Genomic DNA, 16,553 nt, shown 5'->3' with positions numbered 1-16,553 from the left:
AATCCGGGTATAACAGTAATTTAAAGTTTGCTCTGTCATTGTAGTGTAAGTGTAAATAATCTTTTATTCAACTCACACAGGCTGGACTGAAGAGGGGAGTTAAAGTTATATGTTGCAAAATGGTCAGATTTTGTTTATTGTAGATATAAGATATCTTTAATAGTCTTGTTTGAATGTGTTCCTGTAATTCTCCGATATTACTTTCTTAAGAGAAAGCGGAGGTTATTTTTAAAACTTAATTAGAGATATTAAATGTCTGGAAAGGGTGAATAATATGAGTGATATGAATCAACTCTTGGATGTACTTATTATTGGTGGAGGACCAGCGGGGCTTAATGCAGCCCTAGTACTCGGCAGGGCCCGTAAGAACGTTGTGGTCATCGATGATGAGACACCGCGAAACTGGGTAACAAGGGAGACTCATGGGTTTGTGACGAGAGATGGGGCTAGTCCACGCGAATTCCGCAAAGCAGCCAAAGAACAGATTGCAGCGTATCCCTCAGTTCAATTTGCATCCGATACGGCAACAGCGATAACAGGTAACGATGGTGATTTTGTAATAAAGACTACTCAGGGGGCAAGTTATCGCACGAAAAAGATTTTGTTTGCGGTAGGTAAGAAAGACCTTCCCTTGGATATTAACGGATTAACAGAGATTTACGGTAAAAGTGCGTTTGTGTGTCCATATTGTGATGGATGGGAGTTAAGAGACCAATCGCTGGTCATCATCGTTAGTGGAGATAAGGCATTACATATGGCAAAAGTCATATCCGGCTGGACAGAACGTTATACGATCTGTACGAATGGATCAGATTCCTTAACTGATGAGCAGCGTGAAGAGCTTAAGCAGCATCATGTTACTGTATTCGATGCACCGATTCAATCCATTAACTCTGAAGAAGGGATGGTACAGCAAGTTGTACTAAATGACGGTACAGCGATTCCATGCACAGGAGTTTTCTTCCAACCGAAACTGTTTACCGGATCAGAACTGCCGAAGACCATCGGTTGTGAAATTACAGAGTCAGGAACGGTTATCGTTGATGCTACCGGCAAAACATCCGTAGCGGGTGTATACAGTGCTGGTGATGCAGCATCCGAGTTGTATCAGGCAATCACAGCTGCGTCTCTGGGGGCATTGTCTGCGGTAAGCATTAATAATGAATTGAATTTCGAGAAGTGGGATGAGCCAAGTCATCGTTAGAATACATTAAAAAGCGTCATAGAATCAAAGCGTCATTGGTTCATACAGTAGGGGATTGCATATGCAATCCTCTACTTGTTGTTTTCAGCCTAACGTTGAACGATCCCAATGAGAGGGAATGCACTCGGAAGAAAATTTGATATCAAGTTAAAATTGATTTATTATATTATTAAATGATAGATATTACTATCAATTATAAAATCATTAAAGGAGAGATCACTTATGAATGAAAGCAGAGCAGCCATCATATGGCTAACGAATACCTTGCTCCACGGTGTACAGTTAAGAGGTGATCATCATGAGTGATGCAACTTACATTCCACAACCCAAAATGTATGGACCACTTGGCAATCTGCCTTTGATAGATAAAGATAAACCAACGTTGTCGTTAGGTGTTCTGGCTGAACAGCATGGTCCAATATATCGACTTACCGTTCCCGGTTATTCCGGTTTAATCGTATCTGGGCCAGATCTTGTCGCTGAGTTGTGCGATGTGTCCCGTTTTGACAAATATGTATACAATGAACTCGAAAATGTACGTGCCTTTGGAGGCGATGGTTTATTTACAAGCAGAACATCGGAGCCCAATTGGAAAAAGGCCCATAACATTCTGCTGCCCACCTTCAGCAAACAGGCCATGAAAGGTTATCATCCCATGATGGTTGATATTGCCGAACAGTTGATCAACAAATGGGTACGCCTCAATTCCAACGATACGATTGATGTTGCCGATGATATGACACGCCTTACGTTGGATACCATTGGACTATGTGGATTCAATTATCGGTTTAACAGTTTTTACAGACAGGACCACAGCCCTTTTATTGAAAGTATGGTTCGGGCATTAAATGAAGCTATGCAGAAGAGTTCACGTTTGAAAATTCAGAATCTGCTTATGGTGAAAACCAAACGACAGTTCCATGAGGATATTCAGACGATGTTCTCTCTGGTAGATCAGATTATAGAGGAACGTAAAGCGAGTTCAGCACCTGGAGAGATCGACTTGCTCGCACGTATGCTGAATGGTAAAGATCCGGAGACTGGCGAAATGCTGGATGATGAGAACATTCGTTATCAGATTATTACGTTTCTCATTGCCGGACATGAAACGACAAGTGGTCTATTATCTTTTGCTCTTTACTTTCTACTGAAAAATCCGAAATCGCTTCAAAAGGCGTATGATGAGGTGGATCACATATTGGTCAGTGAATCACCACAGTACGAGGAAATTCTTCAGCTTTCCTATATTCGCATGATTCTAAGTGAATCGTTACGTCTCTGGCCAACCGCTCCGGGATTTGACTTATATGCCAAAGAAGACACCGTCATAGGTGGCAAATATCCCTTGAAGAAAGGGGAAAGCTGCAGTATTCTCCTGCCTCAGCTACACCGTGATAGAGAGGCATGGGGAGAGGATGCGGAGCTTTTCCGTCCGGAGCGATTTGAAGATACGGCGAAAGTGCCTCATCATGCGTATAAACCTTTTGGTAATGGGGAGAGAGCGTGTATCGGCATGCAGTTTGCTTTATATGAAGCAACACTTGTGCTTGGCATGGTCCTCAAACATTTTGAGCTGATCGATTATAGCAACTATGAGTTGGATGTCAAACAGACACTGACATTGAAGCCGGGAGACTTCCGGATCCAGGTGAAAGAGCGCAAGGTGTCACAAAAGATGAATAAGTCTAAAGTATCCGTGGAAGAGAAACCTGCTCCTGTTGTTCATAAAAATATAGCAAGTGACAGCCGGAGGGGAGAAATCCTGGCCGTTGAAGCAGATGGTAACCCTTCGCTCATGGTGTTATATGGTTCCAATCTGGGAACGGCAGAAGGCATTGCCCGAGAGCTTGTGGAGAAAGGGCGTTTGTATGGAATCCCAAGTGAAGCAGCCACTCTGAATGAGTGGGTTGGTCGCATACCTCGCCAAGGTGTCGTTCTCATCGTCACTGCTTCGTATAACGGTAAACCTCCGCAAAATGCTACGACATTTGTAGACTGGTTGAAGGGAGCAGAGACAGAGGAAGCAAGGGATGTAAACTATGCAGTTCTGGGCTGTGGAGATCGGAGCTGGTCGGGAACGTACCAGAGTATTCCTCGATTGATAGATGAGAAGCTTGAAGAATTGGGAGGTAAAAGACTGTTATCCCGCTGTGAAGCCGATGCCGGAGGTGATATGGAGAAACAAGTTGAGGCGTGGCAGCTTATGTTGTGGCCTCAGGTGTTGAGTGTCTTGGGGATTAACGAGGAAGCAATCAAATCCTCCAAGCCAAGCACAAGCAGACTTCAAATGGAGTTTGTAAGTGAGGAAATGGATATGCCACTTGCACGAACTTTTGATGCCAGCTATGCCACGATTGTAGTCAATGAAGAGCTTCAGGCGCTGGGAAGTGGAAGAAGCACGCGTCACATTGAAGTGTTACTGCCTGAAGGCATAAGTTATAGAGAAGGCGACCATCTCGGTGTGTTGCCAAGCAATCAGAAGCAGAATGTGGATCGGATACTCAGTCGGTTCGGACTACGTGGGGATACTCCGATCCAATTAACTTCGGACGTCAGCCATCTTACACACCTACCACTGAACAGACCCGTCAAGATTCATGAGCTGCTCGCTCATTGTGTGGAATTGCAGACACCGGTTTCCAGAACACAGCTGCAGGAGTTAGCTAATCATACGGTATGTCCACCTCATAAGCGTGAACTGGAAGGCATGTTGGATGAAAACAGCTACAAGGATTATATTCTTGCCAATCGAATCACGATGTTGGATCTGCTAGAAAAGTATGAGGCGTGTGAGCTGCCATTCGAAAGGTTCCTTGAACTATTGCCTCCGCTTAAGCCCAGATATTATTCAATATCCAGCTCGCCAAGCCTGAATACCGAGCAAGCGAGCATAACGGTATCGGTAGTAAGAGAGCCTGCATGGAGTGGCAAAGGCGAATACCAGGGAGTTACTTCATCTTACCTTGCCGGTTGTCCATCCGGAGAACGTATTCTGATGTTTGTACGTACGCCGGAATCCGAATTTTATTTGCCGAAAGAGACTGACGTACCCATGATCATGGTGGGACCGGGGACGGGGGTCGCACCGTTCAGAGGTTTCCTCCAGGCGAGATCGGTCATGAAACAGAGAGGTTTGCCACTGAGTGAAGCGCATTTGTTCTTTGGGTGCAGGAATGATTCAGATTTCATATATCGTCAGGAGCTTGAGCATTTCGAACGGGAAGGGATTGTTAAGCTACACACTGCTTTTTCTCGTGCGGATGGCAAGCCCAAAACGTATGTACAGCATCTGATGAAGGAGGATTCCGAACAGTTGATTCACATGCTGATGAACAAAGGAAAACTCTACGTATGCGGGGATGGAAGCCAGATGGCTCCTGCGGTAGAAGAGACTTTACAGCAATTATATCAGGAGGTGCAGGGAGCAACGATACAGCAAGCTAAAAACTGGATTATTCAGCTTCAGGCCGAAGGACGCTACGTGCAAGACGTGTGGGCAGGTAAACGAACGGTTGAATCCTCTCAACGTATCTATTAAAAATTAAAAATGAAAGAGTAGTTCACATAAATTGCATCAAATATTTTCACTATATGACAAATATTACATTTTATTGGGGTGTTATTCTATATGATGAAAATGTACTTAAAATACGAAAGGAAGATGAAGATGAAAAAGAAACTTATGGTCGGACTTTTAACTGTCGTTGCATGTTTCACGCTTGGCTCCACATCTTTTGCGGCTAGTGTACCTTCAACTTCAATCAGTAGTTTACCAGAAAGTACACAAGTAGTACCTTACGCACAAAAGTATATAACTTGGCAGACCATTCTACCTAAGTCTCAATTTCCAACGCTTGGTGATATTCCGATGACAAGTTATAATGTTGATCCATATCGGGGACAACTTACACTACAATCCGTTGATGGTCAGACAGGTTATACATGGACCGTGACCTACGGAGGTTATGTAACCTATTAATTAATAGTGGAATAATGCTCTACTCATCCAAAAACAGCCGTTCGATCTGGAGTTCCGCATCCAAATCGGCGGCTGTTTTGATTAGGCGCTTTGTAAGAACGAGTATTGATTCTTATCTGGAATCCTGAATCGTTGCCGTACTGTTGTTGGCGCTCAGGGCGGAAATCGGATCGAAAGGGGGCCCTGTTATTGTACCTACGAGCAGTGCAATATCCACCGCATTGGCCGGGCTTCCCCATGAATTCCCAGAGAAGACCATGACGGCCCGGTCATTAACAAATCCTCGGGTATTATAAACAACATTGCTAATAACTTCTCCAGTCGTATTAGGGTTAAAGTAGGCTGGCTGACGTAAGGAATAAAAAATATTATTTTGTACAAGCAAACCAGTCATATTTCCAGTCTGGGTCACGAGACCACGATTGACAACCCAACCTGAAGAAGGGCCAGCTTGCGGAGGACCGAATATGGTATTGTTTTTTACGGTGTGGTTGGTTCCGCCTAATTGAATAAACTCAACAGCATAAGGATTGTCACTAGTGATCGTTAATCCGTCTACAGTTACTCCGCTTCCGATGATGGTGAAAGGGATAACAGCAGCTTGTAACAGGATGATTGTACTAGGATAGCCTTTTAGAGTTATTCCTACTTTATTAATGGTAATGTTCGCAATGATTGGGTATGTGCCACCAAGAATATGAACGGTTCCTGTTGGAGATACCGCGGTTACACCTTGTTGAATCGTTCCAAAAGGGCTAGCCTGCGTTCCATTTCCGCCCACCGCGCCTTGTAAAACATATACGTTAAAGGGATCGGGCAGTACAGTACCCGTAGCTCCAGTGGCTCCAGTGGCTCCAGTAGCTCCAGTAGCTCCAGTAGCTCCAGTGGCACCAGTGGCACCAGTGGCTCCGGTGGCTCCAATGGTCCCCGTAGAACCAGTAACTCCGATGGCACCTGTTCCACCTGTATTACCCGTTGCACCCGTAGGGCCTTCTGGACCGCCTGATGGACCAGTATCACCCGTTGCACCCGTGACACCCGTCGGACCTGTATCCCCAGTAGCGCCTGTTGATCCTGTAACACCTGTTGAACCGGAAATACCTGTAGCTCCCGTAGTACCTGATGCCCCCGTAATGCCGGTGGCCCCCGTAATGCCGACCGCACCCGTGAGACCTGTCGCTCCTGTATCCCCAGTGGCGCCCGTCACCCCTGTAACACCTGTTGAACCAGAAATACCTGTAACTCCTGTAACTCCAGAAATACCAGTAGCGCCTGTGATGCCCGTTGCCCCAGTAGATCCTGATGCACCCGTAGCTCCAGTCGTGCCGATGGCACCAGTGAGCCCCGTTGCGCCAGTAGCACCTGTATTTCCTGTAGGTCCAGTAGGTCCTGTAAGTCCCGTAGTTCCTGTAACGCCTGTAGCTCCTGTAGCCCCGGCAGCTCCATTAAAATTCTCGCTGCCAAATAATTCGGAATAAACGAGTCGGTGAGCAGCAACCAAAGAGCCGGCACTGTTTTTCCCCCAAAAAGAAACCAAAATGTCCTCAGGGGTTGCTCCTGTAACTGTAATAACGTATTCGAAACTGTTAAGATCGGCAAAATAAGTTCGTGTAGCAACAGCACCGGGTAAGATTGTGAATTGCTCACTTACGTATAAAGCTCTGTTTGTAATTAATGAATATCCCTGGACAAGTATAGTTGCGGCGTTCATGGCATTCTGATTTTCAACTTTAATGGAAACAATCTGAGTTGGCCTTACCCCATTTACGGGGCTATTATCGATAGGTCCAGTTAGCAGGATTGCCAAGTTTCTCACTCCTTTTCTCAAAAATCGAAATTAAGGCGATTCGCACTGATGTATGTTTATTCGAAGACAGGGAAAAGTTCCCTACTTTCTCAGAAGGAAATGTATAAAAGGTAATAATTAAAAAAGAGGATGTTATGATGACTCTGATATGAAAATGCTTTCAAATAAATTTTGAAATAAAAATGATTGACAGTCCTTATCTGAACGAGTTTAATTATATAGACCGATTGTTATAATTATTTGAAGGAAGTGGCTTTCGTTGAGTGAAAAGTCTAATGCTAGAGAGTCTATTGTCAGCACAGCAGCGAGACTGTTTTTTTCACAAGGATATCATGCGACCGGTCTGAATCAGATCATCAAAGAGAGTAGTACGCCGAAAGGGTCGTTGTATCATTATTTCCCGCATGGCAAGGAAGAGCTCGCGCACGAGTGTATTCAAAAAGCCAATGAACATATCCTGCAGACATTTGAGAAAATATTTGCAGCCCATGACAATACAGGGGACGCCATTCAGAGATTTATTCATGATTTGGCTCATGAAACAGAAGCAGCCGGGTTTACCGGATTTCTGCCATTCAGCTTCTGGGCAGCTGTGGAGACATCGTGTATTAGTCAGCAGTTGCGTATTGCATGTCAGGGTGTATTTGCAGATTGGCAGGATGTCATTAAGAAACATCTGATTCTGGATGGCGTTGGTGAAGAAAAGGCGCGGGAGACAGCACTTCTGATCATTTCTTTGATGGAGGGAGCACTGATTATCAGCCTGACAAATCAGGATAAACAGCCTCTGCTGACGGCTGCTGAGTATTTGTCGGTTGTGACGAAGAACGCCAAACAGATTCAATAAGTTATAGCAAGAGACAGAGAAAAAGAAAGTTCGATACGTTTGAGGAGGATGGGATCGTGGAGGTTTCCATGAAGGCTGATTCTGCACAGAATCAACAAGAAACTAAGCAATACAAGGTATTTCCGATTTTGTTCGCAATGCTGCTGAGCGGCTTTATAGGTCTGTTTGGTGAAACGGCATTAAACGTGGCTTTGACACCACTTATGGGTCTGCTTGAAGTTGGACCTACAACGATTCAATGGTTAACCACAGGTTACTTGCTTGTGTTGGGAATCCTGGTGCCGGTATCCGGTATGCTGTTGCAATGGTTTACAACCAGACAGCTGTTCACAACGTCCCTGATTTTCTCCATTGCAGGAACATTTGTTGCTGCACTTGCACCTAGTTTCGAAATTCTGTTGGTGGCACGGGTACTACAGGCGATAGGTACAGCGCTATTGTTGCCACTGATGTTTAACACCATATTGGTTATTTTCCCGATTGAAAAACGTGGAGCGGCCATGGGATTGATTGGTTTGGTTATCATGTTTGCACCAGCAAGCGGTCCGAGTATCTCCGGTCTGATTCTGGCTAATCTGAGCTGGCATTGGATCTTCTGGATCTCCTTGCCGTTCTTCCTGATCTCACTGGTATGCGGCTTGTTGTTCTTGCCGAATATTTCGAAATTGACCAAGCCCAAAATTGACGTACTGTCCATTATCCTTTCTACCCTTGGTTTTGGTGGTATCGTATACGGCTTCAGTAGTGCAGGGGGACACGGGGAAACTGGCGGAGGCTGGACGAGTCCGGTCGTTGTTGCCACTCTCGTTATTGGTGTGTTGTCCTTACTGTTATTCAGTATCCGTCAGTTGAGAATGAAACAGCCAATGATGGATTTGCGAGCGTTCAAATATCCGATGTTTACGATTGGCTTGATCCTGATATTCATCTGTATGATGATGATGCTGTCATCCATGCTGATCCTGCCAATGTATCTGCAACAAGGTATGGCCGTTACAGCGTTAACTGCCGGACTGGTTCTATTGCCGGGCAGTTTGCTGAATGGTTTACTGTCCCCGGTTATGGGTCGACTGTTTGACAAGTTTGGTCCTAAGTGGCTTGTGATTATTGGTCTGGTTGTCGTAACAATTGTACTCTTCATGTACACTGGAATTACACCTACAACAACACTGGCGAAAATCATTACGCTGCATGTGTTCATGATGGTCGGAATCTCGATGATTATGATGCCTGCACAGACGAATGGTCTGAACCAATTGCCACGTGAGTATTATCCTCACGGTACTGCCATCATGAATACGTTGCAACAGGTATCCGGAGCGATCGGTACGGCTGTTGCGGTAAGTATTCTGAGCGCAGGACAATCCCGCTTTTTGAGCGGAGTGGCGAATCCGGAAAGTCCAGAAAATCAACTGGCAGGTTTCACGTCAGGAGTACAGAATGCGTTTGTATTCGCATTGGTTCTGTCGATTATCGGTCTGATTACTTCACTTTTCGTGAAACGGGTCAAAGTAGGATCAACGCCAGGACAACAAGGTCCTATGCATTAATCCATTCACTAACAATAATAATTAAATATTGTATAAGAGCGATGTGTCCCTTAACTCTAAGGACGCATCGCTTTTTGCATATTTATTCTATCTTTTTTGGTGTTGACGTGAAACGGGTTACAGCCTTTAGAGTAAAAATGTAGCCGGAATACGGCGGTTCAAAGAATGAATTTCAGAGCAAATACTTCATGTTCCGGCAAAATTGTATATGTTCATACTAATATAAAAGGGTAATATAGAATGTATTAGTACAATTTTTAACCAATTCGAAAACGGTTTATATTTTATTTTTACTCAAGGAGACATCGTTATGATCATCATCAATCCCATTGGCAATAACATTGAAAAGATGCTGTTGCACTACGAAAAAAATGGCCATCTCACTCTACAGGCTTCGCTTATTAGTAATAGCTCGGTTGTATATAGATTGCAAGACTATTGTCTCAAGGTATATGCTTCACGTGCAAGATTGGATGGGGAGATGGAAAGTGAAGCACTTAGGGCATTGCAGAGTAATTCTTATGCACCTAAATTGTATGCGTATTCACCAGGTGAGTACACCCTGACAGAGTGGATTGAAGCATACAAACTGAAAGAGTACCGTGTGACATATGGGCACATTCCTCCCAACTTGATATACGATATGTTTACGACGGAACTTCAGCAGATTCATGCTGGATATTGGGACTGGGATGTCATCCGATATGAGAATTTGCTCTGGACCAAGACAGGTGATGTGAAGAGAACGAACTTTTGGTTGTGTGAGCCTGTAAACTCCAGACGTGAGAGCTTATATAACCAAGTCATACGAAGAATTGATAACATCTACAATGGCGATCGAACCGAAATGGAGGCGATGCAGCAGTACTTTTACCGTCACCGGCTCACCTCATCTGAAATTGAACAAGCCTTCAGCGATTTCCGGTCTCAACGGCCAAGACTGGCGAAAGCACAATAAATCTCATACTTAAAACCCCAAAGATATTAGAGATCTTTGGGGTTTCTTTCATGATATAACATAGCCCTACTTTAGTAGAGGGGACGTTACTTCTTCACCAGGGCCAATATTTCATCGGCAACGAGGTCAGGATGATATTGATGGATGTAATGGTCGGTATCTTTGATGGTTACCTGTTTCGAATCATCTGACCAAGATTTGAATTCTACTTGTGTTTTATCCCATTCGGGCTCACTTGCACCAAAGTAATCAGCCGTCAGTATGGTGAGTGGAAACGGTAAAGTTTGCTTGTGATCTACAACCACTTTGCCATTTTCAGCTATTTCACGTAATTCATCCAACGTGTTTGCATTGCCATAGTTGTGCAACAGCGCAGTTGTATCCAATTTTTTCAGATCGTCGGGTACAAGTTTCAGTTCATTACGATTGGCATTGGATGTTTCGACAACCAAGTCAGATTGCATGGAGAGGCGGAATAGTCCGGTTTGGATACGGAATTTATTCGCAAAACCACCAATTGTGTCTGCCAAAGAGTCATCGTCATTCGAATAATATTCGGGGCTTCCGCCATCAATCATGACAATACCCTTGACGAGATCCGGGTATTTTTGTGCGAAACGGATGGTTTCCAGCGAGCCGAGCGAATGCCCAACTAATACATAAGGTGGCTTCTGTCCAGATACCTGCAACAACTCGTGTAATTCTTCAGCTATGGTATCGACATCACGTTTTTTATCGGTCTGATCACTATACCCATAGCCAAATCGATCATATACAGCGAATTTTGTGTTGGGAGCAAGCTTTTCATATAATGGATAATAATCTACATAGGGATTAGCGGTACCCCAGCCGGAGGCGAGCACGACTGTTACATCGCCTTCTCCACCAGTATATAGATGCATATTGTCTTCATGTACTTTGTAGAGTTTTCCAGGGGGTACGAGTATTTTGGCATCTTGCCTTAAACCCACTTGTTGGTAGATCACGCCTGTACCCAGAAGCAACAGAATTACCGCGAGGTCAAATATCAAAAACTTAACTAATCTTTTACGCCATTTCTTCATGTTCTCTCACATACTCTCCATGTATTTTTCTCTATCATATATGCCCAATCTTATAGGAGAGAAAACAGAGTCTTAATTCTATCTTAATTGAGTTTATTTCCGATCATGGGGAATGGGCGTGTTCTAGTGAAAATTGAATATCAACGGCCAATGAATTAATATATAGCTACGATATGAATATTTCTCATCCAAATATTGAACCTAGATTGATTATATAGAACAGAAGGTATGTATAATGACAAAATTCGAAAATCAGCTCCCGACATCAGCAGGCATGAACTTCAAGTCCCTGATCAGTATATTGAGAGATTCCATGCGTGGCAATGTAGAGCGGAGGCCATCTGGCACGATGCCCATGGAGGTATGTGAACCTGCTGAATCATTCAGTGCATCTGATAAACCACAGGTTACATGGTTCGGACATTCGGCTTTTTTGCTTGAAATTGAAGGTCACAGATTGCTCTTTGATCCGATGCTGGGCAATCGTCCATCCCCCGTATCCTGGGTGGGTACCAAACGTTACAGTACCAATCTACCAATTCAACCGGAGGATTTCCCAACGCTGGATGCAATCATTATATCGCATGACCATTATGATCATCTGGATTATGACTCCATTCGCAGATTAAAGGATAAAACAAAGCGATTTATCGTGCCGCTTGGCGTCCGTCGTCGGCTGATTCAACTGGGTGTGCCTTCGGAACAGATTACCGAGCACAACTGGTGGGATGAGTTATCGTTCAAAGGTCTAACATTGGCTTGCACGCCAGCAAGACATTTCTCGGGCAGAGGATTATTCGACCGTAATTCTACCTTATGGTGTTCGTGGGTTATCGCTGGACAACATACAAGGGTGTTCTTTAGTGGGGACAGCGGATACGGTCCTCATTTCATGGAAATTGGCAGTAAATACGGTCCATTTGACCTGACCTTGATGGAATGTGGGCAATATGACGAGCGCTGGTCCAACATTCACATGATGCCGGAAGAAACGGTACAAGCACATTTGGATGTAGGGGGTAAGTTGCTCATCCCGATTCATTGGGCCGCATTTACGCTGGCCTATCATGCCTGGAATGAACCGGTTGAACGGATTACGAAGGCTGCAAATGCCTTGCAAGTTAAGATTGCAACACCTAAAATCGGCGAGAAGGTTGTGCTTCATACGGAGAAATACCCTACACATCCATGGTGGAGACCGGAATTAGGATAAAAAAATAAAAGCGTTCAGCTCATCAAATGAGTGGACGCTTTTTCTATTGCATTTTACATCAGTATTGATAATGCACTGTAAATTAACAACATACCCATGACGATATTAACAGGACGCTCGTATCTTAATAAAAAGCTTTGGAATAACATGCCACCAAACGCCCAGGTCATATTGGCACTAATACCGATGAAGGTGAGCAGTAAGGAAAATAAGATTAATTGTACATGGGACTGCCCAAGAGGCAGAACAAAAACGGATATGGCAGTAAGCCCATACAGAATGACTTTGGGATTGATGAATTGCAGGGTGAACCCAAATAGAAATGAATAATGATTGACCTTGTTTTCTTGCGAATCTGCAGGTTTACTTCGCATGATTTTGAGCGCCAGATAGAGCATGTACACACATCCTGACACGTTTAAGACGGGTGTGATCCTAGGAATATATTGATGAAGAATAAGGTTGAAATAACTGGACAGAAACATAATTAGCAGGCAGCCGGCTGCAACTCCACCGATAAACGGAAGGGTCTTGCGGAACCCCTGATTTTTGGCATGCGTCATGGAAATGATATTGTTGGGTCCGGGTGTAAATGAAGCAATAATTGCATAGGTCACTAAAGGTATAATGTTCATGGTTCCTCCACGTTTTCTTAGTTGTGTGATATAATGACTTAAAATGTACGTTATAGCGTACACGGTCTTTATTATTGTACAATATGTGCGTTATGAAGCACAATATAAATATAAAATGAGGAGGATGGATTTTGAAAAACATTAATAGTATTCTTGCTCAGAACCTCAAACAGCTTAGGGAACAAAGAAAACTTAGTCTGGACAAGGTCGCCGAAATGTCTGGTATTAGCAAGACCATGCTTGGTCAGATTGAACGTGGTGAATCCAATCCATCCATTGCAACCGTATGGAAGATTGCTAATGGCCTGAAAATCTCCTTCACTGCTTTGATTCACGAGCCAAAGTCAGATACTACCGTTGTAACGGGGGATGATATTCAAGTATTGATGGAAGATGAGGGCAGGGTTCGAATATATCCCCATTTTTCTTTTGAAGAAGGACGCCGCTTTGAAATGTACATGATGGAGATGGATCTTAAGTCTGAGTTGAATGCTGAACCGCATATCGAAGGAACTGAAGAATTTATTACTGTCTTTGAAGGGGAAGTTACGATTCGAGTAGGGACGGAAGATTATACGGTGAGTTCAGGGGAGTCGATCCGTTTTGGAGCGGACAAGCCTCACGCCTATGTTAACTCCGGTGCTAAGACGAACAAATTAAACATGGTCATTCATTATTCGAAGTGACAATAAAGCAGCCTGATGTAATGAACTGCAACACCGCTGTTAGTCGTCTCTAACAAATGGATGCAGTTCTACATTGGCTGCTTTATAGGTTTGTTCGCTATGGAGTCCAACGCCTATGATAGGACTCTAACTTATGGCCTTTCTTTGGACTGACGCTGGATTTCCTTGGCTGTTAAAGCTTTATCATATACTTTTACATTATCCAAGCTGCCTTTGTAGAACGGATCAGCCGTATAACGACTCTTGCCTACATAAGCTTCGGTTACCTGCAGATCTTTCGGGTTAAAGGTGATCTCAGTGCTGCTTGCAACCGATGTACCATTCACATACAGAGTTCCCACATCACCCTGAAGGGTTACAGCGACATGAACCCACTCTTTAGAAGGCAGTGGATCTGCGGCAATGATGCTCTGATCCCGTCCCTCATTATGAATGGTGAATTGTAATGCCCCATTATGCTGGGATGGTGTAAGGAACATATGCCTCGTCAAGCCATTTCCAAAGTCGAAAATACGCTGCCAGGGCCCGCCGCCATCCCAATTAACCCAAGCGCTAAACGTGAAATCTGTTGTGTCTGTAACGAGTCCAGGTAACTGAATGTAACTGTCGGTTCCGTTAAATGTGGCAGCCTGATTTTTGCCACTTGCAGCAGAACTGACCACGTTAAAGGCTTGACCGTGATATTCGTTTTTGCTGTAATCCTGTGCGACTTTGCCAAGTTTCTTGTGTTCAAAAGTATACTCCCCGAGCAATGGGCTTAGCGCTTGCTGTGGAATGATAACGTTAAACGTTTTGAAGCTTACCGCAGTTCCTTTACGAATCGTGGCGGTTAATTTCACTTTGGCATCGCCCTTACCAGCGCGTGGTCGCTGCACTACACCTGTAGTGGATAGAGCCGAAGCATTGGAGCTTTTCCACGTAATGTCTGCATCACTTGTTCCTTTGGTAGGCAGATACAGATTGAAGAACACGTGATCCGTATTGCTAATGTTCAGATCCTTTTTCACTGCATCTACAATGTCTTGATCACTCCGTTCAACACCTTGACTTCCCCAGATAGCAATCCCGGAGGAGGAGAGGGCGCTAAAGGTCAGAACCGTACTTTGAGATTCCGAGTTCCATTCATGTGTGAAGACGCCTTTGTACACAACGTTATTCGAAGTGATCTGAACCTTGTTGTCTGCACCAAGACTCCATGTTCCTGTCACGGCACCATGAATCTGCCCATCTGCCGTGAACTGAACGGTCTGGGATGGCTTGATGTCCGCTGTGATGTCCTTACCATGATTTACCCATTGGTACTGACCAGCGATCTCCTGAGTTGTCAGCTGCGTGGTATCTTCTCCCAAAGCCGCATAGCGATATGGAGAAACGACGGGCCAACCGTCTGCATTCATATGCATCTCATGTACGCGAACTTCATGCTCTTCGCCACGCCCTGGAAAGCGGGTATGGAAGATGAGAAATTGTTTGCCAGTCTCCGGATCAACATAAGCAGAGTTATGCCCTGGCGATACATAGCCGCTACCTAGGCCTGTGCCCGGATCACCGATCTGTCTCTCGAACAGGAAGTTCCCCATCAATTTGACTCCAAAAGGCTCAATAGAACGATCATCAAACAACGGTTTATCCTTGTCCGCTTTAACGTTGATCATATCGTTTCCTTCCGCATCGAGGAAAGGCCCATCCGGTGATTGGGAGCGAGCAACACGAATGTTGTATCCTCCATCAGCACCTAGTCCACCGTAAGACAGGTACAGATAATAATAATCGGTTTCGGGACTGTAGAGCATATAAGGGGCTTCAATACGACTATGATTGCCTCCGGTCAGCTTCTTGCCATAACCTTGATTTGGCAGTGGTTTACCTGTCGTTGCATCCATCTCCAGAATGAAAATCCCTCCGGAATACGAGCCATACACCATCCATAACTTGCCGTTTTTATCATAAAAGACATCAGGATCGACCACATTGGGATGGATCGTTGCATCGTAAATGGTACCATCCTCACTGATCTGATCCCACATGCCGGATTTCAACAGAATGCCTTGATCCTTATAAGGGCCTTCGATATTGTCTGCGACAGCAATGCCAAGCGCTGATCGCGGAGAGTCCCCTTTACAAGCATTGTAGTACATATAAAATTTGCCGTCCGCCAATTGAATGACATCTGCTGCCCATAACGTATCTGTCTGCGCCCATTCCAGCGCTTCAGCGAATTCCTTGGTTACATTGGGGACAACAGGATTGTTATCCGTAACACCCGATGCGACGAGATCCCAGTTCAGAAAGTCTTTAGACTTGGCCACTTGCAAGTGTGAACCAAAAATATAAAACGTATCATCCACCCTAATGACAGATGGGTCATGAACGGAAACATTTTTGAATGATGTAGCAGGATTTGCGAGAGGTATGGTGGAAGTCTGCGAGTTAGCCACGGTTGCCCCTGAACCATTTGCGAACACCGAGACCGGTGCCAAAGTTGTTGCAGTAAGTAGAGTGGTGCTTAGCACAGAAATGTTAAGTACTCGAACCCAATAACGTTTCATACGTTTCCCCTTTCCTATTCCCCGGAATGAAAAATCAACCGATACTTGGCAGCACACGATA

General features: G+C 44.5%; 12 protein-coding genes. 8 read left to right on the top strand and 4 right to left on the bottom strand.

Annotated features, from left to right (window positions below; translation table 11 throughout):
• The first annotated feature begins 283 nt into the window (after positions 1-283).
• From FE296_RS29895 to FE296_RS29885, 3 genes are all read left to right on the top strand, one after another.
• Positions 284-1,204: an NAD(P)/FAD-dependent oxidoreductase gene (locus tag FE296_RS29895; RefSeq protein WP_150367714.1), complete on the top strand. Its 921-nt coding sequence runs from the start codon at positions 284-286 to the stop codon at positions 1,202-1,204.
• Positions 1,205-1,502: 298 nt separating this feature from the next.
• Positions 1,503-4,742 carry a bifunctional cytochrome P450/NADPH--P450 reductase gene (locus tag FE296_RS29890; protein WP_150367396.1) on the top strand — a complete coding sequence of 1,080 codons (3,240 nt, stop codon included), beginning with the start codon at positions 1,503-1,505 and terminating at the stop codon, positions 4,740-4,742.
• A 144-nt stretch (positions 4,743-4,886) separates the two neighbouring features.
• The gene (locus FE296_RS29885) at positions 4,887-5,183 is read left to right on the top strand and encodes a hypothetical protein (RefSeq protein WP_223869095.1); all 297 of its coding nucleotides are present in this window, start codon (positions 4,887-4,889) and stop codon (positions 5,181-5,183) included.
• A 112-nt stretch (positions 5,184-5,295) separates the two neighbouring features.
• On the opposite strand, the gene FE296_RS33995 is transcribed toward FE296_RS29885, so the two are convergent.
• Positions 5,296-6,990 (bottom strand): collagen-like domain-containing protein, encoded by a 1,695-nt coding sequence (locus tag FE296_RS33995; protein WP_150367394.1) that lies wholly within the window; start codon positions 6,988-6,990, stop codon positions 5,296-5,298.
• 259 nt (positions 6,991-7,249) lie between these two features.
• On the opposite strand from FE296_RS33995, the gene FE296_RS29875 reads away from it, so the two are divergent.
• From FE296_RS29875 to FE296_RS29865, 3 genes are all read left to right on the top strand, one after another.
• The gene (locus FE296_RS29875) at positions 7,250-7,837 is read left to right on the top strand and encodes a TetR/AcrR family transcriptional regulator (protein ID WP_124114499.1); all 588 of its coding nucleotides are present in this window, start codon (positions 7,250-7,252) and stop codon (positions 7,835-7,837) included.
• Between the two features lie 68 nt (positions 7,838-7,905).
• Positions 7,906-9,387, top strand: coding sequence for a DHA2 family efflux MFS transporter permease subunit (locus FE296_RS29870; protein WP_150367713.1), 1,482 nt, complete (start codon positions 7,906-7,908; stop codon positions 9,385-9,387).
• A 310-nt stretch (positions 9,388-9,697) separates the two neighbouring features.
• Complete coding sequence (locus tag FE296_RS29865) at positions 9,698-10,345, top strand: protein kinase family protein (RefSeq protein WP_124114501.1); 648 nt, start codon at positions 9,698-9,700, stop codon at positions 10,343-10,345.
• Between the two features lie 86 nt (positions 10,346-10,431).
• Here FE296_RS29865 and FE296_RS29860 read toward each other — a convergent pair whose 3' ends face one another.
• On the bottom strand, positions 10,432-11,409 hold the full coding sequence (locus FE296_RS29860) for an alpha/beta fold hydrolase (protein WP_124114503.1): 978 nt from the start codon (positions 11,407-11,409) through the stop codon (positions 10,432-10,434).
• A gap of 235 nt (positions 11,410-11,644) precedes the next feature.
• Here FE296_RS29860 and FE296_RS29855 point away from each other — a divergent pair, with 235 nt between their 5' ends.
• Positions 11,645-12,622 (top strand): MBL fold metallo-hydrolase, encoded by a 978-nt coding sequence (locus FE296_RS29855; protein ID WP_150367393.1) that lies wholly within the window; start codon positions 11,645-11,647, stop codon positions 12,620-12,622.
• A 53-nt stretch (positions 12,623-12,675) separates the two neighbouring features.
• Here FE296_RS29855 and FE296_RS29850 read toward each other — a convergent pair whose 3' ends face one another.
• A complete protein-coding gene (locus tag FE296_RS29850) occupies positions 12,676-13,257 on the bottom strand; it encodes a LysE family transporter (RefSeq protein WP_150367392.1) in 582 nt (193 codons plus the stop codon).
• A gap of 131 nt (positions 13,258-13,388) precedes the next feature.
• Here FE296_RS29850 and FE296_RS29845 point away from each other — a divergent pair, with 131 nt between their 5' ends.
• Positions 13,389-13,943, top strand: a complete 555-nt coding sequence (locus tag FE296_RS29845) for a helix-turn-helix domain-containing protein (RefSeq protein ID WP_150367391.1) — start codon at positions 13,389-13,391, stop codon at positions 13,941-13,943.
• A 131-nt stretch (positions 13,944-14,074) separates the two neighbouring features.
• Here FE296_RS29845 and abnB read toward each other — a convergent pair whose 3' ends face one another.
• Positions 14,075-16,492: an arabinan endo-1,5-alpha-L-arabinosidase AbnB gene (gene abnB, locus FE296_RS29840; protein WP_150367390.1), complete on the bottom strand. Its 2,418-nt coding sequence runs from the start codon at positions 16,490-16,492 to the stop codon at positions 14,075-14,077.
• Positions 16,493-16,553 lie beyond the last annotated feature (61 nt).

It is taken from the genome of Paenibacillus sp. UASWS1643, assembly GCF_008693195.1.
Classification (GTDB): Bacteria; Bacillota; Bacilli; order Paenibacillales; family Paenibacillaceae; genus Paenibacillus; species Paenibacillus amylolyticus_B.
This window is presented reverse-complemented; position numbering and strand designations above follow the sequence as displayed.

What these genes read in the sequence shown, in the direction of transcription:
- FE296_RS29895 (WP_150367714.1), top strand. Translation starts at nt 284, where the DNA reads ATGAATCAACTCTTGGATGTACTTATTATTGGTGGAGGACCAGCGGGG.
- FE296_RS29890 (WP_150367396.1), top strand. Translation starts at nt 1,503, where the DNA reads ATGAGTGATGCAACTTACATTCCACAACCCAAAATGTATGGACCACTT.
- FE296_RS29885 (WP_223869095.1), top strand. Translation starts at nt 4,887, where the DNA reads ATGGTCGGACTTTTAACTGTCGTTGCATGTTTCACGCTTGGCTCCACA.
- FE296_RS29870 (WP_150367713.1), top strand. Translation starts at nt 7,906, where the DNA reads ATGAAGGCTGATTCTGCACAGAATCAACAAGAAACTAAGCAATACAAG.
- FE296_RS29865 (WP_124114501.1), top strand. Translation starts at nt 9,698, where the DNA reads ATGATCATCATCAATCCCATTGGCAATAACATTGAAAAGATGCTGTTG.
- FE296_RS29860 (WP_124114503.1), bottom strand. Translation starts at nt 11,409, where the DNA reads ATGAAGAAATGGCGTAAAAGATTAGTTAAGTTTTTGATATTTGACCTC.
- FE296_RS29855 (WP_150367393.1), top strand. Translation starts at nt 11,645, where the DNA reads ATGACAAAATTCGAAAATCAGCTCCCGACATCAGCAGGCATGAACTTC.
- FE296_RS29850 (WP_150367392.1), bottom strand. Translation starts at nt 13,257, where the DNA reads ATGAACATTATACCTTTAGTGACCTATGCAATTATTGCTTCATTTACA.
- abnB (WP_150367390.1), bottom strand. Translation starts at nt 16,492, where the DNA reads ATGAAACGTTATTGGGTTCGAGTACTTAACATTTCTGTGCTAAGCACC.